Source organism: Oceanobacillus sp. FSL W7-1309 (assembly GCF_038002145.1).
GTDB lineage: Bacteria > Bacillota > Bacilli > Bacillales > Amphibacillaceae > Oceanobacillus > Oceanobacillus profundus.
Genome location: NZ_JBBOBX010000001.1, coordinates 1668858 through 1688927, shown reverse-complemented (window position 1 = coordinate 1688927; position 20070 = coordinate 1668858). Strand labels below are relative to the sequence as shown.

16 protein-coding genes and 1 pseudogene are annotated in these 20070 nt (G+C 37.3%); 1 reads left to right on the top strand and 16 read right to left on the bottom strand.

Annotated features, from left to right (window positions below; translation table 11 throughout):
• Positions 1–64: 64 nt before the first annotated feature.
• The 9 genes and pseudogenes from NST46_RS07870 to NST46_RS07830 form a co-directional block, all read right to left on the bottom strand.
• On the bottom strand, positions 65–1483 hold the full coding sequence (locus NST46_RS07870) for an MFS transporter (protein WP_095313405.1): 1419 nt from the start codon (positions 1481–1483) through the stop codon (positions 65–67).
• A 588-nt stretch (positions 1484–2071) separates the two neighbouring features.
• Positions 2072–3550: an MFS transporter gene (locus tag NST46_RS07865; protein WP_341137012.1), complete on the bottom strand. Its 1479-nt coding sequence runs from the start codon at positions 3548–3550 to the stop codon at positions 2072–2074.
• 566 nt (positions 3551–4116) lie between these two features.
• Entirely contained in the window at positions 4117–5193 is a 1077-nt protein-coding gene (locus NST46_RS07860; RefSeq protein ID WP_340002689.1) for a Gfo/Idh/MocA family protein, read from the bottom strand.
• Positions 5194–5260: 67 nt separating this feature from the next.
• On the bottom strand, positions 5261–6121 hold the full coding sequence (locus tag NST46_RS07855) for a sugar phosphate isomerase/epimerase family protein (RefSeq protein ID WP_340002687.1): 861 nt from the start codon (positions 6119–6121) through the stop codon (positions 5261–5263).
• Entirely contained in the window at positions 6118–7128 is a 1011-nt protein-coding gene (locus tag NST46_RS07850) for a Gfo/Idh/MocA family protein (RefSeq protein WP_095313414.1), read from the bottom strand. Before NST46_RS07850 ends, NST46_RS07855 begins: the two co-directional genes overlap by 4 nt.
• An 86-nt stretch (positions 7129–7214) precedes the next feature.
• Positions 7215–8375, bottom strand: coding sequence for a Gfo/Idh/MocA family protein (locus tag NST46_RS07845; protein WP_187393175.1), 1161 nt, complete (start codon positions 8373–8375; stop codon positions 7215–7217).
• Positions 8375–9235, bottom strand: coding sequence for a helix-turn-helix transcriptional regulator (locus tag NST46_RS07840; protein ID WP_341137011.1), 861 nt, complete (start codon positions 9233–9235; stop codon positions 8375–8377). The genes NST46_RS07845 and NST46_RS07840 overlap by 1 nt, the downstream gene beginning before the upstream one ends.
• 265 nt (positions 9236–9500) lie before the next feature.
• Positions 9501–9737: pseudogene (locus NST46_RS07835) on the bottom strand (TRAP transporter large permease subunit); the annotation flags it as partial.
• A gap of 266 nt (positions 9738–10003) precedes the next feature.
• Positions 10004–11368, bottom strand: a complete 1365-nt coding sequence (locus tag NST46_RS07830) for a hypothetical protein (RefSeq protein WP_251660934.1) — start codon at positions 11366–11368, stop codon at positions 10004–10006.
• A 229-nt stretch (positions 11369–11597) separates the two neighbouring features.
• Here NST46_RS07830 and NST46_RS07825 point away from each other — a divergent pair, with 229 nt between their 5' ends.
• Positions 11598–11846 carry an FIMAH domain-containing protein gene (locus NST46_RS07825; protein ID WP_340002685.1) on the top strand — a complete coding sequence of 83 codons (249 nt, stop codon included), beginning with the start codon at positions 11598–11600 and terminating at the stop codon, positions 11844–11846.
• A 182-nt stretch (positions 11847–12028) separates the two neighbouring features.
• Here NST46_RS07825 and uxaC read toward each other — a convergent pair whose 3' ends face one another.
• From uxaC to NST46_RS07790, 7 genes are all read right to left on the bottom strand, one after another.
• Positions 12029–13429: a glucuronate isomerase gene (gene uxaC / locus NST46_RS07820; RefSeq protein ID WP_341137010.1), complete on the bottom strand. Its 1401-nt coding sequence runs from the start codon at positions 13427–13429 to the stop codon at positions 12029–12031.
• A 299-nt stretch (positions 13430–13728) separates the two neighbouring features.
• On the bottom strand, positions 13729–14985 hold the full coding sequence (locus NST46_RS07815; protein ID WP_340002683.1) for a TRAP transporter large permease: 1257 nt from the start codon (positions 14983–14985) through the stop codon (positions 13729–13731).
• The gene (locus NST46_RS07810; protein WP_251660937.1) at positions 14982–15503 is read right to left on the bottom strand and encodes a TRAP transporter small permease; all 522 of its coding nucleotides are present in this window, start codon (positions 15501–15503) and stop codon (positions 14982–14984) included. The genes NST46_RS07815 and NST46_RS07810 overlap by 4 nt, the downstream gene beginning before the upstream one ends.
• Positions 15504–15558: 55 nt before the next feature.
• Positions 15559–16575: a TRAP transporter substrate-binding protein gene (locus tag NST46_RS07805; RefSeq protein ID WP_095313429.1), complete on the bottom strand. Its 1017-nt coding sequence runs from the start codon at positions 16573–16575 to the stop codon at positions 15559–15561.
• Between the two features lie 181 nt (positions 16576–16756).
• Positions 16757–17581, bottom strand: coding sequence for a sugar phosphate isomerase/epimerase family protein (locus tag NST46_RS07800; RefSeq protein ID WP_340002682.1), 825 nt, complete (start codon positions 17579–17581; stop codon positions 16757–16759).
• Positions 17582–17601: 20 nt separating this feature from the next.
• Positions 17602–18786 (bottom strand): dihydrodipicolinate synthase family protein, encoded by a 1185-nt coding sequence (locus NST46_RS07795; RefSeq protein WP_340002681.1) that lies wholly within the window; start codon positions 18784–18786, stop codon positions 17602–17604.
• 9 nt (positions 18787–18795) lie between these two features.
• Positions 18796–19959 carry a Gfo/Idh/MocA family protein gene (locus NST46_RS07790; RefSeq protein WP_095313435.1) on the bottom strand — a complete coding sequence of 388 codons (1164 nt, stop codon included), beginning with the start codon at positions 19957–19959 and terminating at the stop codon, positions 18796–18798.
• Between the last annotated feature and the right edge of the window lie 111 nt (positions 19960–20070).

Here is a 20070-nt window from a genome sequence, read left to right as displayed (position 1 = left end):
TGCATTCTAAAAAACAACCTAAAACAAAAGTCCCCACCTAAGTGAGGACCACTATTAAATCGCCTTACTGTATTGTTTCTCGCTTCTCCGCTAAATCAAGTTCGAGTTGTTTCGTACGTTTTTTATTTAATGGATAGAAGAATACGAGAATAAGGAATACTACAAAGTACGTAATAGCTGGTGTCAGTGTTGCCACTGTATAAATTCCATCCTTCACCTCTTGTGCTTGCACGGTAGCTGCATTATTATAGCCGACAAATGTAAGTGCAAATCCTGCTAGTCCTCCTGCAAATGCCTGTCCCACTTTTCGTGCGAAGGAATACACCGCATAGACCGTACCATCTTCACGAGAACCAGTTAAATACTCCTGATAGTCAATTGCATCTGAAACAAAGGCCCAGATAATTAATTGTAAAAACGCAAATCCGAAAAGCCCAATAGCATTGATTGTGAAAAATAGTGGTAAAGATATATTTGGAATTAAATATAGTATTAAATAAGCAATACCCGCTATTAACATCCCAGCTGCACCAAGCTCTTTTTTACCAAAACGCTTTACGAGCGGTGCCAGGGCTGGCATTGCAAGAAATACGGCACCACTTTGAAGTAAACTAAATATACTTAAAAGGGCTGCATTTTCAAAGTAGTCTTTGAATAAAAATACGTTAATGGAACCAACAAGCATCATGGTCAACATAAATAATAAGGAAGCAATCAAGAGCGTAATTAATGGCTTATTTTTCAAAAGACCTTTAGCCGTTGTCGCAAAACTGAGTTTTTCACCAGCTTTTTTCTCTGGTTGCTGGATACGTTCTGTTGATAAATTTACACAAGCCATATAACATGCAATAGCTAAAACGGCAAATATGACAGCCACCGTGAATAAGCGACTTGGAGAAACTTCATTATTCACAAATACGATGAGTGGTGCACCTGCACTAATTATAAGGTTCGCAGCCATCGCACCCGTTGTTCTCCATCCAGATAGTGATGCACGATCAGTGGAATCGCTAGACATAACGGAAGCCATAGAACCATATGGAATGTTTACCGTTCCGTATAGTGCCGCCCACGCCATATAGGTAACATACGCATAAGCTAAATAAAAGCCATCGCCCATACCAGGAATATGAACAAAAAGTAACACCGTAGTTATCGCGAGCGGGAATGACATTCGAAAGATCCAAGGCTTAAATTTCCCTTTTGGTGTTGTCTTCCTCGAGTCGATAAAACGTCCCCAAAGAACATCTGTAACCGCATCCCACAATCGGGCAATTAAGAAAAGTGTACCTACTGCTGCAGCACTGATACCGAAGACATCGGTATAGTATACCATTAAGAATGTACTTACAAGAATAAATGAGAAATCGTTTCCAAAATCACCGAATAAATAACCTATCTTGTCTCTCATCCCAAATGGGCGTACGGATGGTTTTAGCTCGTTTGGTGATTGTTCAGGTGTTTTTAATGCAGCTTGACTCATTTTAATTCCTCCTAAGAATTTGATTCATTGAAGATTATCTTTAACTTCTCAACCTACCTAAGTATCATATCCACAACATAAAACCGCTTTCATAATAGCGAATATTCCATACCCGAATACTATGAATAGTTACATGTTCTATATGTAAATAATTATTTTGTTTTATAAACAAACTAAAAAGGAAGAATGATTTGGTTCTGGTTAAGCAAGCCATACGGGAGGTTATTTATTAACTCTATGCCTCTATTTAACAAACCAATAACTAAATCGCTTTCAATATATGCAATTTTAAAATTAATTTCATTGATATTTGTCTTCTGATTAATTTGTCTACTAAACTAACTAAATATTATTTTACATGTAAGCGCTTGTAAAATCAAGTGCTTTTTTTCTGTTTTTTGTGACTAAATGGTTACGTCTGAATTTTATAGAATCGAAAAACTACCCAGGATTATTTACTTACCACTATTAATGAATAAAAGTTATTGCCCACAATGTATCGACACATGATTCAAATTTATTAATAGCTCATGCAAAAAATGCTGATCACAAGTAGTGAACAGCATTCATCTATATTAACAAAGTGTATTATATTGCTGGGTCTTCAATGTTTTTAGGCTTATCCTTCATTTCTGCAATTGTAGCCTGAATTTCCTCCATTTTCTTATCATCCAGTTTATAGAATTTCATCATTGTAATAGATATTCCTAATAATAAGGCTGGAATTCCGAATGCTAATAAGATGGTCATTGTAAACAGTGGTGTTGTTAATGGATCATCTATCGTTGGAAATTCGTTTTTAAAACCAATCATTGCAACAGCGCCCCCCACAATTGCAGGTGCTAAAGAAGTCACTAGCTTATCAATAAATGAAAACAGTGTTCCTAGCATTCCAGGTATATAGCGGCCAGATTTGGATGTTTCATAATCAGAAACATCGGCTATCATCGGATTTACAAGTGCTGACGGAACGCCGCCGAATCCAAGTGCAAGTGTATATAAAACAATGAATAGAATCATCCCTATACCAATATTTGAAAGTGACATCGAGGTTGGATCGTCTATTAATAAGAATAATGCAATAAGACCAACAAAAGAAAGGAATGTTATCCAGGATGATAGAATAAAGGATTTCCTCATTCCAGATTTTCTAGCGATCCCGACAGCTAGAAATGTTATTAATAACACCGGAATAACTGTAATCATGGAAACCGTGCCACTCATCCCATAGTCACCCAATAATATTCCGAACAACATAACCATAACTACAGAATATCTCAATAGGGAGAATGCCAGCTTGTCTGACGTTGTTGCAATACTTAACAATTGTAATGGTCGGTTTCCTTTAAGGATTTTCCAGTAATCACGAAATCTTGTATTTGTTGTGTCTTCTGCTAAACCATAAAATTCTTTACGATCTTTTCCTGAGATTGCAATAGCTGCTAAAATTGTAAAGATGGCAGAAGCAATTAATGCAAGTGCATTTAATTCTGTGAATAGCCCCATCGTAAAGCCGCCATATTTTGCAACCAAATAAGATGCAACATAAACCTGACCACCTGTAAACAGAACTGTATTATATACCCCATCGAAAACTGCATAGAGCGGTCGCTGTTTTGGATCATTCGTTAATACGGTTTGAGCAGCTTTTGTAATTGTTGTCTGGAAGGTATAGCCAATTACATATAGTGCATAAATCAGCACGAAGAATATAAATTGCATGGACTCTGGCAATATATGTGTCACATTATACATTAGCAAAACAGATGTTGCTAAGATAATATTCCCCAAAATCATTAACGGACGAAACTTCCCAAATCTAGACTCCAACTTATCAACAATGAAACCTACTATAGGGTCTGTAATACCATCGAAAATCCGCATAGCTGTTAAAACTGTACTTACTGCTACAACTGCTAAACCAGCTATTCCCGTAGCATAATAGGTAACAAACATGAGAATAAACATATAAAGGTTTGTCGCCGTATTGTTTAATGCAAAAAGGCCAATTTGCCATATCTTCGCTCTGTTGTAAACTTTTCCATTATCCACTATTGTATCCGACATTTCATTTCCCCCTCAGCTATGATTAAGCGCTTTCAAATTGTCGATTTTTTAATGAAATTACAGGTATTACAGAGAAAGTCTAATTTAAATTTATTTGTTTGTTTGGCATGCAAACTAACTAAACGATATTCAGCTAATGAAGACGTCTTATAATGCAGAAATTATGGGGCTTTGTTGGTATTTCATTAGATTCCAATCTTATGTGAGAAAAAACAAAAGTCTTTGTAGTACACCTGTTAATACTTTCTTTCACTTTAAACATTTATAATTATTTTAAAAATTAGTTAATTCAATAAACAAATCTGCCCTCCTTCGATACAATATTATTTGTTCATCAAACAAACTAAAACTAAAAGCTTTTCTTGATTATAATTGAAAGCGCTTTAAATAACAAGCATTTTTTTTAGCTATTTAAGCAAGTATTTTAAGAGGAATATTTTCTACAAAACCCCCGTCTCTATTAACGCAAAGAGCAACAAAATTTGAGTAAAAGCGAAAGCGCTTGGAATTACGCTCACTAAACAGCAAAAAACCGTCCCGAACTATAATATTCAGGACGGCCAGCTCTATTTAGTAATTACTACAGCTTCCTCTTGTGTTCTTAAGCATAATTCTGCTGCTTTAAAGGCATGATCTTGGGTCATTGCATTTTCAGTACGATGAATACAGTCCTTGATCAACTCACCAAAGAATGGGAAGCCAACTTCACCGGACAGCGCATAGTGCTTCTCGCCATCTTTGTTAACAAGGTAAAGATGATCCCCTGTTTCTTCTCTTGCTACATCAACGTATTTACGAATCTCAATCGTACCCTCTGTTCCTGTAATAAATGTACGGCCATCTCCCCATGTGGACAGACCATCTGGTGTAAACCAATCGACCTTGAAGTAAAACGTTGCTCCATTGTCTCCTACGAGTGTAGCATCTCCATAATCCTCTAACTCAGGATAGTTCGGATTGTTATAGTTTCCAACTTTACTATGCAAGATACGCGCATTTTCATTTCCAGTAAAGTGTAAGAATTGTTCAATTTGATGGCTGCCAATATCGCATAAAATTCCTCCATATTGCTCTTTATTAAAGAACCAATCGGGACGACTATCCGCGTTTAGACGATGAGGACCAAAGCCTGTCACTTGGATAACGCGGCCGATAGCCCCATCGTTAATTAACTGACCAGCAAATACAGCACTTTCTACATGAAGACGTTCGCTAAAATAAACCATATACTTTTGTCCTGTTTTCTCCACGATACGCTTCGTTTCTTCAAGCTGCTCCATCGTTGTGAATGGCGTTTTATCCGTAAAATAATCCTTGCCAGCCTTTATAACCTTGTTTCCTAAAGCACTTCTTTCAGAAGGAATGGCTGCTGCCGCTACTAATTTAATCGATTCATCATGTAAAATAGTTTCGAGTGACGATGCCACCTCTACTTCAGGAAATTGTTCAACAAACTTCTGCACCTTTTCAGGATCTGGATCATACACCCATTTTAATGTTGCCCCTGCCTCTATTAAACCGTTACACATCCCGTTAATATGACCATGGTCTAATGCGGCAGCAGCAATTGGAAACTCTCCTGCTTTAACGACAGGATTTGGCTTTCCTTTTGGCGCATAATTCATTCCATCTCCGTTTCCCATATCTCACCAGCTCCTTTAAGTCAAATATAGATCTCTCGTAAGTAATAATCAGCTTATAGTCCCCCAGTTAAAACCAATCTGCGTATCCAAGCTTTCTCAAATTTTCAGCTGATGTTTGCAGACAATCAAATGGATCTCTGCCATACGTATCATCTTGTTCAATTAGGAAGTATTTTGCTCCGCTTTCCAGACCAGCTGCAATTACTGCCGGAATATCCAAATTTCCTTCACCTACTTCAGCAAATTCTATGAGATTGGTAAACTTGTGGAAAAACGCAGCCATATCTTTTAAATCATCTTCGTTCACATCTAGCTTTCCAATTCGATAGTCCTTCAAATGTAATAAGGCAATTCGATCTTTGTATTCTTGAATAAATGTTACCGGGTTTACTCCCGCACGCTGAATCCAGTGAACATCGAGCTCAAAGCCAAGCTTTGATGTATTGTTTTTCATCATATCAAGTAGGTATTCGCCATCATACTTTTGGAATTCAATATGGTGTGTATGATAGTATAATTCGATTCCATGCGCTGCTAATCTCTCAGCCATTGCTTCGGCACGTTCAATAAATGCAAGAATTTGATCTTTATCACCCATTACATTTAATGGAAGCATCCCAATACGTATATAGTTACAGTTAAGTGTCTTACAATCCTCCACAATTTTTTCGAAGTCCTTGCTTAATGTTTCCCCTGGAGCACCTGGCAGCATCGGCTCTAATCCAGCAGAAAGTGCAGCAATTTCAATATTAAATTCTTCACTTGCTTGTTTTAACGCCTGCACATTTTCTACTGTCATCGGAATTTGCGAAACCTCAACAGCACGAAAGCCAAGTTCATGCAGTCGTTTCATTGTCTCGTATGCACCGATCTCTTCGACTTTACCTTTGAGCATCATCATTTGTACGCCAATTTTGCCTTTTGTCATTGGTATACCTCCATTTTTATCGTTTTCTTAATTTCAGATGATCTGCGAATTGCACTAATCATTTCCATGGACTTCTGTGCATCTTTGACATGAATGTAATTGTCTGTATCATTTTCAATACAGGTATAAAAGTGATTTATCAATTTAGAATGGCTTGCACCGTAATAGAATTTCGATCCAGGAAGCTTACTGTCCTCTATTACGCTTTCTTTTATTCCATCTTCATTTGTTTTTGTAAGGATACTATCTTTAATTGTTAACTTTCCTTTTTCTAGAATTACCTGAAATTCAACCGATGAGTTCGTTGCATTTGTGACGGTTGCAAAAAACAATCCTGTTGCCCCGTTTGCAAATTGAATATTCGCTGTCGCAGTATCTTCGACATCATAGCCATAGTCAACTAGGTTATCGATCGAACCTCGTATCGTTTCGATTTTCCCGCCAACTAATTGCATTTGATCTAACGTATGGATAGCTTGATTAATCATGACGCCACCGCCCGCTAGCTTAAACGTTCCTCGCCATGGCTTTACATCGTAATATTCTTTTGGCCTGAACCACGTTACTAACCCTTTTATTCCTGTTACTTTGCCGTATTTTCCACTCTGAATTAGTTCTTGAAGCATTTCAAATGACTCATTCAAACGATTTTGGAAAGCGACGCAAATCTTAACGTCCTTATGCTGTTCTTCTAATTCAGCTAAAAACATACCTTCTTCTGCATTTCTTGCAAGAGGCTTTTCTAAAAGAACGTGCACCCCTTTTTCGACACATGCTTTTGTAGCCGGGTAGTGCAGGTGATGTGGCAAACAAACATGGACACAGTCTAATTCCTCTTTTTCTAGCATTTCATGATAGTCATGATAAAAATGAACATCTGGGAACGATTCCTTTAAGTTTGTATTTGTATCACATACTGCAACTAAAGCTACGTTTGAATTCTCCTTTATAGCTGGTATATGGATTTTGGAAATATCACCTAAACCAATTACTGCTACCTTCAGCATTATTTGGTACTCCCTTCACTAAAGCTTATTAGAAAAACAGGGCTGCGGGAGCCCTTATTTTTCTATCTATAAGCGACCCTATCTCCTTATTTTGGGATAGGGCTCTTCTTTTCTTCTTCGATTTTCTTCGTTAACGCAGCAAAGTATTCGTCTTCGTCAACTGGTAACTCTACTTCTTTTCCTAACCAGCTAGATAAGTGAATCGCATTTGCTAGTGCAACACCATTGATTCCATCGCTACCAGGAGCAAGTAATGGTGTTCCTTCAAGGATGTTGGCTGCGAAGTTCTCCATTACTGAAGTATGCTGTTCTCCCCATACACTTTCAAACTTTATTACTTCTTCATCATAAATCTCTCCAGGACCAGCACCCATGAAAATTCGCATTACGTCCTGCATATCCATTGTTGCACTCATCTCCGACTCAGGAGTTTTCAAGCGTTTAATTGTAACGGTTTCACTATCGTCAACAACAATTTTCCCTTTATCGCCATGGATTTCAAAACGGTCTGTACCCATAATGTCATGTGTACATGTGATAAATGTACCTGTAGCACCATTTCCATAGTCAAGTAAAGCTGTTACCTCATCTTCTACAGCAATATCTCTTTGGTAGCCATATTTTACATTGGAGTAAACTTTCTTTGGCATACCAGCAATCCACTGAAGCAAGTCCAATTGATGTGGTGCTTGGTTCACAAGAACTCCTCCACCTTCACCTTCCCATGTTGCTCTCCATGCGCTTTGATCATAATATCCTTGTGGACGCCACCAAGTCGTAATAATCCAATTCGTACGTCGGATATTTCCAATTTCCCCATTATCTATAACTTCTTTAACCTTTTGATACAATTTATTAGTTCGTTGATTAAACATGATGCCAAATGTAAGCTCTGGCTTTGTTGCAGCAAAGTCATTTAGTTCCTTAACTTGCTTTGTATAAACACCTGCTGGCTTTTCAACCAATGCATGAACGTCTCTTTTTAGTGATTCAATCCCCATTTCTGGATGGAGGTAATGTGGAACACACGTAACAACTGCGTCTACATCTCCACTCTCCAACATATCAATGTAATTATCGTAAAAAGGAACATCTGGATACTTCTCTTGTGCCAACGCTTTTTTATCAGGATCTATGTCACAAATTGCCCCAACTACCATATTCGGTACTCTTCCTTCAGTAATAAACCCTGCATAAGCCCCACCTTGTGCACCTAAGCCAATAATACCTAATCTTACTTTTTCCATTATCCATTCTCCTCACTATATATTTTTAGACGTTTGCGACGAAATTCGCCCGCTGTCATGCCTACATGTTCACGAAAATAACGACTAAAATGCGAAGCGCTTTCAAAACCACTTTCAATCGCAATTTCCTTTATACTCTTTTTTGGTTCCATCTCCAGTAAATACTTCACCTGTGTCAATCGGGATGCCATCACATACTCCATTACTGTAAACCCCGTCATTTCTCTGAATAAATGAGAAACATAGGACTTACTTAAATTCAATGCCTCAGCAATCGAGCCAACTGTTAATTTTTCCATATAATGCGCTTGAATATATTTCAAAATGTTTTCAACATGCTCCGCTTTTTCCGACTTTTTGTCGATTAGCTTCTTGGAATCCTTTTGGCCTAAATTATATACACTGATTAGCACTTGGAGTAAGAGTACTTTCAGCTCCGTTTCTAGATGAAGCTCCTGGCGATTCGTTACCTGGCTTAATTCAGAGAGCTGTTGAATAAGCTTCTCTAATGCCTTTGATTCTTCATTTTCCTTCGTTCGAATTAAGCAGTGGTGCAGCCGTTGAAATGCTTCTAATAAATATATCGCTCCTAATTCCTCAAGTACAGACTTCACCCATTTTGGTGAAAAATGAACAGCACTACGAATATACTCACTATTTGGGTGGACATTTGGTTTATGCAATGTCATCCCATCCATGATTAGAATATCCCCCGGTTCCAAGTCATATATTTGGTTATGAATCAGATAACGGCATGTACCAGCGTGAAAGAAGTAGATTTCATATTCTTCGTGGGCGTGGTAGTCAAATGGCTCATTCGTACCTCGCATTCGATAAAACGCTATCATTGATTGATTCAAACAGACCACTCCTTTCAGAGGTCTAAATTAATTTTATATGAATGATATAATAATAGCATTAGCCTAAACTGTCTGTTATTTATCAAAAATTGACTGAGAGTGCTTTTTTAAAAATTATCTTAGATAATAGCGTAACAAAAAGGGTCTGTAAGTAGCCAATAATATCTATTTTTCATGTCAGAACTTAAAGATTGAAAAAGACTTACCAAAAAACACCACAAACCATCCGTGTAAACGATGATTTGTGGTGTCTAAGCTAGACTTCTTATTGTCCAAATAAATTTGGCAAGAACAACGAAAACTCTGGTATATACGCAACTAATAATAACACGAGAATCATAACACCATAGAAAGGTAACATGGCCTTTGCTGACTTCTCTATCGATATTCGACCAATAGCAGAACCAACGAAAAGCACCGAACCAACTGGTGGTGTAACTAGTCCAATACCTAAGGCTAATATTAATACAACACCAAAATGAACGGGATCCATTCCAGCGCTCGCTCCTCCACATGCCGCTAATACATAGCTACAAACAACAAAACCGAGATTAATGTCAACGCTTTCTTTTTCATTTAATTCCCACCTAAATATTATTTGTTAGCCAAACAAACTAAATGTTAATCTCATTATAAATGAAGCGTTTTTATTTTCAAGGTTTTTTATACACAAAATAATGTGATATTTCAGTTTCCCGTTTAAGTTTTATGATTATTAGGTAGTAGAAAGCAGATAGTACATTTATCCTGTACTATCTGCTTCATTTACTACAAAAGCAGGTATGCAACTATTGACCCTATCCCGCCAAACATAAGCGCATATGGCATATTATTTAATGTAATTCGGTACGGATTCTGTCCAATGTTCATCGAGGTTAACTGAACAACAAGTCCATAAGAGCCGACCGTTAATGTAGAAACTGCGCTTGTTGTTAAAACAATCGCAAGACTGGTAGGATTCATTGTTTCAAGCAAAGTAGCAATCACTCCACTTAATATTCCAATCGTCGCAATTGGATGTACCCCAAACATACTCATAAAAATAAAAATGAGCTGAATTACAATAAAAATAAGAAATGGATAATCGATAATAGCTAAAACCGGCTGCTGAATAAACTCTAAAAACGATGTGCCACTAATACTATTCGCAAAGAACGCCAAGGTAATAAATAAAACAACAAAATTTTGCATTGCATTTGTCTTCTGCTTCCATGTATTCCAACCAATTATCCAAAAACTGCGTCCTCTTTTCATAAGTTGAGCCCATATAAACGCAAAAGGAAAAATAATAATTGTCACTGTAAAAATAAAATCTATATTAAATAGATTTCCTAACGTAATCACAAGCGTTAGAAATACAACAAGAGCAAACATTAAATGAATAATTTTTTTTGCTATCTCTTTCATACTTATCGTTTCTGACGCAGGATTATCATAGGAATACTTCTTATAATGATAACGTCCCCAAAATGAATCAAGTAGAAATGTAATACCTGCAATCAACAGAAGCCAAGGCAATAACGAAACATAATCAGCACCCGTGGTGAAAATCGATACAGCTAATAAGATCTCTAGCGGACTCCATAATAGTGCTAATGTATAACCTCTAAGTGTCGCGGTGCCAACAAATGAATTTCTTACCTTTTTATTCAAGGAGCGTAAGTTATCTTTTAACACATCTTGCGAAATATTTGCGGCTGATAAATTTAAGAAAGCTGCTAAGGTGAGGGTTGTAATTGATCCACGTGGATAGAGCTTACCCAAATCCGAAACATTTACGTTTAGTAGATTGTTCAAACTTCGATCAAACCGGCCACTTCTTACAACACTGTTCATCCATGGCAGCATTGCTAAGAGAGTTAGAAGTGACATGTTCGATGTAAGCAAGCTAGGAATCTCTAGCAGTGAGTGATTTGATGTTAAAAAAGCAATACCCCCAACTAAAATAAATGCCGCTCCAAGTATTCTAAATAGATTAGATGCACCGATGAATGATATTGCTACCATCATTAAAGCGAATATTCCGATGATGTAATTAAGGGAATCACTTTCGATAAACACATTAACGATATGTATGATAAATACACTGGAATAGAAGATATATAAATAGCTAAAGACTGGATGGTGTTTCATTATGTCCTCCCTTCGTTACTCACCTCTGAGCAATTGTCAATTCAATTGAGTAACAATTTATTTGTTTATACATCAAACAAATCTATCATATATGTAAGCGCAAGCAATTTCAAGATTATTCATTAAAAATACAATCAATTAGAATTGAAGATACTCAATTAATTCTATTTTATAGGTTGGTGATGACTACGCTTTAGGATTTGGTCTATCGTATGTAAGCGCTTCACTATTGATCGAAGAAATTAACCGTCTAGCAGAAGCTGGAGAATTTGCGAATCATGGGGCTGCTCGTTCCCTCCAGGCACAATTAAACCCGGTAGTAAAATTCGAAAATCAAGGAAATGCCAAAAAGGTTGTTCAGCACGTTAAAAAGTTTAATAAAAAATTGCATCAGCACTACGATAAAGATTTTATCTCTAAAGAGGGGTATGAAAAGCTTTATGCCTGTGCTGCTGAATTGCTGGAAATCTGGAAATAGAGAATAAAGGAAACCGTTAACGTTCAATTTAAGCTCGAGTGTGCTTTATGCCATTCGAGTTTTGTTTATTCCATTAAATAACAAAAAATCCTTTACAATAGAAGTACAGATAGCTACTTCAATCGTAAAGGATAATTTTTAAACTTTTCTTCTAATAAATTTATATATACTTAAGAGATAGACTATCCAACCCTAAAAAATCGTTTCGCATTCTCATAGCAAATATTTCTAACATACGTTTCAAGCAACACCATATCTTTGGGAGCCTTTCCTTCTTCTACCCACGTTCCTAACAGGTTACATAAAATCCTGCGGAAATATTCATGTCTAGGGAAGGAAAGAAAACTTCTTGAGTCTGTCAACATCCCGATAAAGTTACTAATCAATCCCATATTGGCTAATGTCTTCATCTGATCTTCCATTCCATCGATTGTGTCATTAAACCACCATGCTGTTCCAAATTGAACCTTTCCAGGAACCTCATCCGTTTGGAAATTCCCTGCCATTGCAGCAAGAATATTATTATCACGTGAATTTAAGCTATATAATACTGTCTTTGGAAGCTTATTCTGAATATCCATTGCATCCAGCAAATTAGATAATTTATCAGCAAGAAGGTTGTCACCGATTGAATCAAACCCACTATCGGGCCCTACATGCTTAAACATTCTTGTGCTGTTATTACGTAATGGATTGATATGCAGCTGCATGACCCATCCCTTATCTGCATATAATTCGCCAAGAACAACTAGTGTGTATGTTTTAAACTGCTCGACTTCCTTCGCAGACAACGTTTCACCCTTTAAACGTTTTGCAAAAATGGATGCAACATCATCCCTCGTCGCCTTTTCATAAAAAAGCACATTAATTCCATGATCTGAACTACGGCAGCCTTGCTCGTCAAAGTAATCGACACGATTCGCAAGCGCATCCAAAAAGGCACCATAGTTATCAATCGACATATTTGCAGCTTTTTCTAGCTTTTCCACCCAAGGTAAAAAGTCATCATTTTCAATAGTTAAGCCCTTATCTGGACGGAATGATGGTGATACAGTTACAGAGAAATCCTCTTTAGCAAGTGCTTTATGTGCTTCTAAATCGTCTGTTGGATCATCTGTTGTTCCTACAAATTCAACATTTTTGTTCCTTAATAAAGATCTAGTTGATAGCTCTGGCGCCTGAAGATTGGCATTCGCTTCTTCCCATATTGCTGGCGCAGAATCTTCATTAAGCAGCACATCAATGTCAAAGTAGCGTAGCAGTTCTAAATGTGTCCAGTGGTATAAAGGATTCCCTAATGTGTTAGGCACTGTTTTTGACCATGCAAGAAATTTCTCATAGTCACTTTTATTTCCAGTAATATAATCTTCAGCAATCCCATTAGCACGCATACCACGCCATTTATAATGGTCACCGCCTAACCACACTTGAGCTAAATTCGAATAGTTTTTATCCTGCAGAATTTCATGCTGGTTCAAGTGATTATGATAGTCAATAATTGGTAAATGCTTTGCAGTATTATGGAAGAGCTCACGTGCTGTCTCATTATAAAGTAAAAAATCATCTGTTATAAACGTTTTCATTTTCAATCAACCTCTCATTCTTTATATATTAGTTAAAACATGAACCTTCGATCTGTTTCCGTTTTATAATTTGTTTGATAAACAAACAAACATGACTATATTATAATACTATATGTAACCGCTTTATTTTTCAAGTGTAAAGTAAAATAAAACCTTGATTTCCCTATGGACACTATATCCAATTTGTTTCGATTTGCTTCTGCGCAATCAAAAGCCCCCTTCACAATGAATATTTCTCATTTGTTGAGCAATATTCATTGCAAAGAGGGGTCGGTTATTTATACTAATTTAAAAATGATTCACAGATTAACTAAAAGTAATGATATCTGTGGAATAAATGCAATTACAACTGCCGTTAGAATTAAAACAATGATAAATGGGAACGCTCCTTTTATGACCTGTGTAAGCGACTCTCCAGTTATCCCTTGTGCCACAAATAGGTTTAATCCAAACGGAGGGGTAATCATTCCTATTGATAATGTAACGATCATAATGATACCAAAATGTATGGGATCTATTCCTAGTTCGTAAACCAACGGTAGAAATAGAGGAACAAAGATTAGAACCGCTGCACTTGTGTCCATAAACATCCCTACAATTAGCAGAATTATTATGACCATTAGTATAAAAATCACTTGAGTATTTGCATATTCAAGAAAAATAGATGCGAGTTTTGTAGGGATTTGCTCATAGGTTAAGTACCAACTAAATACATTAGACGCTGCAATTACAAGCATAATCATTGAAGAAATGACTACAGACTTTCTAGTACTTTCAAATAATTTTTTGACGTCCATTTCTTTATAGACAAAGAAACCAATTATCAAACTATATACAATCGCAACGGCTGCTGCTTCCGTAGGTGTAAAAACACCTACATAGATACCACCTAAAACAATTACAGGTAGTAAGATACCCCATATCGCTGATTTAAAAGAGCTCCATAACTCTTGTAAGCTAGCTTTACCTTCTGGCTTATGACCTTCTCTCTTTGCAATTATGAAACTTACAATAACTAAAACAAATCCAATAAATATACCAGGTATAATTCCTGCAATAAATAAATCACTAATGGATACTTCAGCAGAAGAACCATATACCAGTAAAGTTATACTTGGCGGAATGATTATACCTAGAGTTCCAGCAGCAGTCATTAACCCGATGGCAAATTTACGAGAATATCCTGATTCTCCCAACGAGGGAATCATTACACCACCAATTGCTGCAACTGTAGCTGGACTTGAACCAGAAAGCGATGCAAAGAACATCGAAGATATAACCCCAGCAATTGGCAAACCTCCAGTGACCCATCCAACTAGTTTTTTTGCAAGGTCAACCAATCTCCTTGATGTTCCGCCCACTAACATTAAATCTCCTGCAAAAATAAAAAATGGAATCGCCATTAAAGTAAAAGAATCTATTCCCGAAAAGATATTTCTAGCAAATACATCTATTGACATTCCCTCTTGAATCATTGCAATAAAGCTAGATAAACCAATTGCTATTGCTATAGGAGCGCCAATTATTAACAAGATAGCAAAAATTAGTATGATCATTTTTCTGCACGCTCCTCTACTGACGAGGATTTCACTTTTCTGATTTGATTTAGGCTTGCGACATCCTCAAATAGTAATTGTATAAATCTGTAAAGCATAAGGGCTCCGCCTATTGGAAGTGATAAGTAAGGGATTGCCATTGGAATTCCTACGGCTGGAGTAACATTGCCGAATTCAACTACATTTGAAACTGTTATCGTACCAGATCTTACAAGAATAAAACAAAAGGCTATCCCCATCAGATTAGCAATAATGGAAAAAATCCTTTTTGGTAATGGTGGTAAAAATGCTACAACTGCATCAACAGTTGCATGTGCTTTCTCTCTCACAGCAATACTGCTACCGATAAGAACTAACCAAATAATTAAATACCTTGCAATTTCCTCAGACCACACTAAAGAATTATTAAAAGCATATCTTAAAACAACTTGAATAAATACAAGTAAAGAAGCTATAAGAAGAGAAATCACCGCAAAATACTCTTCCATATGGTTTAAAATTTTATTTACTCTATCCAAAGAAATCCCACCTTCTATAAACAAAATAAAGTACCATGCTGAGGTTGTGAAATCATTAATTATCAATTATATTCAGCAATATGTTACTTCCTTCCATCTCACTAAATTGATCATAGGCTCCAGACATCGCCTCTCTGAATGCTTTCTTTTGTTCTGAAGATAGTTCATTTATTTGAATATTGGACTCATTTAACACTTTCATGTACTCTTCCTCGTCTTTTAAAGCTTCTTCCCATTGCCAATCGGTAACTTCTTGAGCGACTTCATCTATAGCGACTTGCAGATCTTCTGGGAGTTTATTATAAAAATCGCTACTAATTACTAGAGGATATGCCATATATCCATGTCCACTTAACGTAAGGTAATCTTGCACCTCGTAAAACTTTTTACTTACAACATTTGATAGCGGATTCTCTTGTCCATCAACCGTTTTTGTTTGTAGGGCAGTATATAACTCGGAAAAATCTATAGAAACACCGCCAGCATTAACTTCTTGGAATTGCGCTATTAGGAGAGGACTTTGTGATATTCTCATCTTTAAACCGCTTATATCTTTCGGTGTTTCGATTGGCCGTACAGAATTTGTAAGATGTTTAAAACCACCATCCCAAAAATTAAGTAAATGCAAACCTTGCAACTTTAGCTTTTCACCTAATATTTCACCTAATTCTCCATTAGTAGCTTGATAAGCTTCTTCCCTACTTTCAAATAAGAAAGGTAAATCAAATATCTCAAACTCTTTTACAAAAGTTGGCAGCACACCAGTAAATGGTGCATTCATTTGTACTGTCCCTGTTTGTATATGTTCGATTATTTCTCTATCACTACCTAGTTGTGAATCCGGATATACTTCAACTTTGATTTGACCATCCGTTCTTTCCTCAATCATTTCCGCAAATTTTTCTGCGGCTTTCCCTTTTGCTACAGAGGGAGTCACAACATGTGCAAACTTAATCGTATAATTCCCATGACCTTCACTTAAAGCTTTATTATCATGACCAAAACCAACAGCAATCAATAACAATATTAAAAATGCACCCCCAGCGATAATGTCTTTTCTCTTACCATTCATATAACTCCTCCTCAGTCCTAATGTTAACGCTTACAAATAATGGAATGTCTTATTCATTTCGAATAAACCAAATCTACTACTTTACTTTTAAATGAATAGGCCCTTTAATACGACGTCAACACTATTATTCTTTAAGGACGCAGGAAAGAGAATAGCGAATCAAACTATTCTCCATCCTTCCTTACACATGTTTTACAAAACTGTTCTTCATAAGCTTAAGTACGTCCTCCCCAGGCATATCCCATAGTTCTTGATTCATGATTTCAACCTCAATTGGTCCATGATAGCCCGCTTCTTCAACTGCTTTTCTTATACGACGAATTTCTATTACCCCATCCCCCATCATTCGGCGGGCCTTAAAAGTATCCGTAATTGGCACATTCCAATCCGATACATGAAAACCGAGAATCCTTTCCTTTGCACGAGCAATCTGTTTATATAGTTCTGGGTCCCACCATACATGAAAGACATCGACAACAACCCCAACTTGATCGGGTGAATATTCTTGTGCTATTTTATTTGCTTGACCAAGTGTCACGATTACGGAACGATCAGCTGCATACATCGGATGAAGTGGCTCGATTCCCAGTCTCACACCACAGGATTCAGCAAATGGAACAAGTTGTTCAATTCCTTCTTCTACCCACTGACGAGATAAATCGATATTACGATCAGGTGCTGGTCCACAGACCAGTACAAGCACATCCGTACCAAGTTCAGCAGCTTCTTCCACTGCTCGTTTATTATCATCTAGGTTTTTCCGACGTTGTTCCTCTGTCGCTGCTGGAAACATCCCACCACGGCATAGACTTGAAACCTTCAGACCTGTACCCTTTATGATTCGTTTACTTTCTGCAATCCCGAGTGCTTCTAATTTGTGGCGCCATATTGATATCCATGGAACTTCAGCTTGTGCACAGCCGATAGCTGCTTCCTTTAGGTTCCACTGTTCCGTTGTAATTTGATTCAAACTAAGGTATTTTAACAAGGATGTGTCTTCTGTCATTACTTACGCCTCCTACTATGTTACATAAATTGCTTGGATGGTTGCATGATACCCGCTTGAGCCAGGACAATTTTCATTCTTTCCGCAGCTAGCTCTGGATCCTTTAATAATCCTGCATCATCAGCCATCACGAATAAGTCAGACAAATGAATGATGGAACGTTGCCCTTCTGCTCCACCAATCATACGAAAATGGGATTGATGGCCATTCAAATATGCCATAAACACAACACCAGTTTTATAGGCATACGTCGGTTTTTGGAAAATATGGCGCGATAATGGAACGGTTTTTTCTAAAATTGCATCATACTGTTCGATATTATTCGCATCCAGTGCGTGCATTGCATTTGCTGCTGCAGGCGCAATTGCATCAAAGATTCCTAGTAGGGCGTGAGAATAACCTTGTTCATCGCCTTTAATCAGGTCAGGATAGTTAAAGTCATCCCCTGTATACATTTTGACGCTATCAGGAAGGAGACGCCTCATCAATATTTCCTTTTTATCATCCAGTAGGGATATTTTAATTCCATCAATCTTACTCTCGTTCTCTTTAATCACTTGTAGACAAACATCCATCGCTTGATCGACATCCTCATGACCCCAATAACCTTTTAATGCTGGATCAAACATATCACCAAGCCAATGTAAGATGACTGGTTCGGAAACCTCATTCAATACATTTCGGTAGACGCGCTCATAATCTTCTGGAGTCTTCGCACACGCAGCTAAGGCGCGGCTTGCCATCATGATAATACGACCACCTTGTTTCTCAACAAATTCACATTGCTCCGCGTAGGCTCTTTCGACTTCTTCTAGCTTTAAACTTGGATGTGGAAGCAAATGATCTGTTCCAGCTCCACAAGCGATCCATCCGTTTACAGAATTCGCTTCCTTTACAGATTGTCTTATTAACTCTTTTGCATGTTCCCAGTACAACCCCATCCCGCGTTGGGCAGTATCCATTGCTTCGGCTACGCCTAAACCTAAAGACCATAAATAGTGGCGGTATTTTAGAGTTGTTTCCCAATCAATTTTACTGTTTTGAATTGGGTCTGTATCTGCAAGCGGATTGGCAACCACATGCGCTGCCGAATAAACAATACGGCTTTTAAATGGGACCTCTGGTATATGAACAGAAACAGGATCTTGTGGTGTATACGTATATAACTCTCCGTTTTTGTTCGGCAATTTTATAGAATTCACCAACACTACCTCCTACACATTCACCTTATTTTTAACCCCCGGTACTGCAACCCATCGACGTTCATTCCATGATTGCAGTGCAGCTTCTGCAAGCTGAATCCCTTCTGCTCCTTTATATAAATCCAATGTATAGGTTTCATCTGCAACAACATGTTTTAAAAACATTTCCCACTGAATTTTAAAGGCATTATCAAATACTTTGTTGTCTGGTACCTCTTGCCAGTGCGATTGGAAATCAAATGGATTTGGAATGTCTGGATTCCAGACTGGCTTTGGCGAGTTAACACGATGCTGGACTTTACAATCTCTTAAACCTGCCACAGCGCTCCCTTCGATACCATCCACTTGTACCGTAAACAAATCGTCACGATTTACACGGACTGCCCAGGAAGAATTCGCTTGAACAATCACACCATTTTCCAGTTCAAACATCCCATACGCTGCATCATCTGCTGTTGCAGTATATATGTTACCGCCTTCATCAACGCGTTCCGGAATATGAGTAGCTCCAAGACAGGAAACGGAATCAATTTTCCCGAAAAGATCTTGTATGACATAACTCCAATGTGGATACATATCGACAATCATTCCACCACCATCTTCTTTTCGATAATTCCAAGATGGGCGTTGACCTTCTTGCCAGTCCCCTTCAAAAACCCAATAACCAAAATCCATCCGAACACTAAGAATTTTCCCAAAGAATCCCGAATCAATTAGGCGTTTTAATTTTAATAGTCCTGGAAGATATAATTTATCTTGAACAACCCCATTTTTTACTCCAGCTTCACTTGCTAATTGAGCAAGTTCAATCGCATCCTCAAAATTTGTTGCAGTTGGTTTCTCACAATAAATATGTTTTCCTGCTGCAATTGCTTTGCGGATTGCTTCAGACCTTCTTACCGTTGTTTGTGCATCAAAATAGATCTGATTATAATCATCAGATAATGCCTCATCGAAATTTGTTGTCCAACGTGATAATTGATGGATTTTTGCTAATTCTTCTAAACGATTTGCACGTCTTCCAACTAAAATCGGATCAGGCATAATCTTATCACCACTAGATAACTCAATTCCCCCTTGTTCACGTATCGCAACAATTGAGCGAATTAAATGCTGATTTGTACCCATACGTCCTGTTACTCCGTTCATAATTATCCCAATTTGATGTACAGTCATATTTATCCTCCTGAATATTTATTTCTTAGCGCTATCATACAATCATTTTTATGATAAGTCTTATTATTCAAAGAATTTAATTCTCATTTTCGGAAATAAAAAATAAGCACG

Excerpts from the sequence above, each read along its gene's own strand:
- NST46_RS07870 (WP_095313405.1), bottom strand. The coding sequence starts at position 1,483 with ATGAGTCAAGCTGCATTAAAAACACCTGAACAATCACCAAACGAGCTA.
- NST46_RS07865 (WP_341137012.1), bottom strand. The coding sequence starts at position 3,550 with ATGTCGGATACAATAGTGGATAATGGAAAAGTTTACAACAGAGCGAAG.
- NST46_RS07860 (WP_340002689.1), bottom strand. The coding sequence starts at position 5,193 with ATGGGAAACGGAGATGGAATGAATTATGCGCCAAAAGGAAAGCCAAAT.
- NST46_RS07855 (WP_340002687.1), bottom strand. The coding sequence starts at position 6,121 with ATGACAAAAGGCAAAATTGGCGTACAAATGATGATGCTCAAAGGTAAA.
- NST46_RS07850 (WP_095313414.1), bottom strand. The coding sequence starts at position 7,128 with ATGCTGAAGGTAGCAGTAATTGGTTTAGGTGATATTTCCAAAATCCAT.
- NST46_RS07845 (WP_187393175.1), bottom strand. The coding sequence starts at position 8,375 with ATGGAAAAAGTAAGATTAGGTATTATTGGCTTAGGTGCACAAGGTGGG.
- NST46_RS07830 (WP_251660934.1), bottom strand. The coding sequence starts at position 11,368 with ATGAAACACCATCCAGTCTTTAGCTATTTATATATCTTCTATTCCAGT.
- uxaC (WP_341137010.1), bottom strand. The coding sequence starts at position 13,429 with ATGAAAACGTTTATAACAGATGATTTTTTACTTTATAATGAGACAGCA.
- NST46_RS07815 (WP_340002683.1), bottom strand. The coding sequence starts at position 14,985 with ATGATCATACTAATTTTTGCTATCTTGTTAATAATTGGCGCTCCTATA.
- NST46_RS07805 (WP_095313429.1), bottom strand. The coding sequence starts at position 16,575 with ATGAATGGTAAGAGAAAAGACATTATCGCTGGGGGTGCATTTTTAATA.
- NST46_RS07800 (WP_340002682.1), bottom strand. The coding sequence starts at position 17,581 with ATGACAGAAGACACATCCTTGTTAAAATACCTTAGTTTGAATCAAATT.
- NST46_RS07790 (WP_095313435.1), bottom strand. The coding sequence starts at position 19,959 with ATGACTGTACATCAAATTGGGATAATTATGAACGGAGTAACAGGACGT.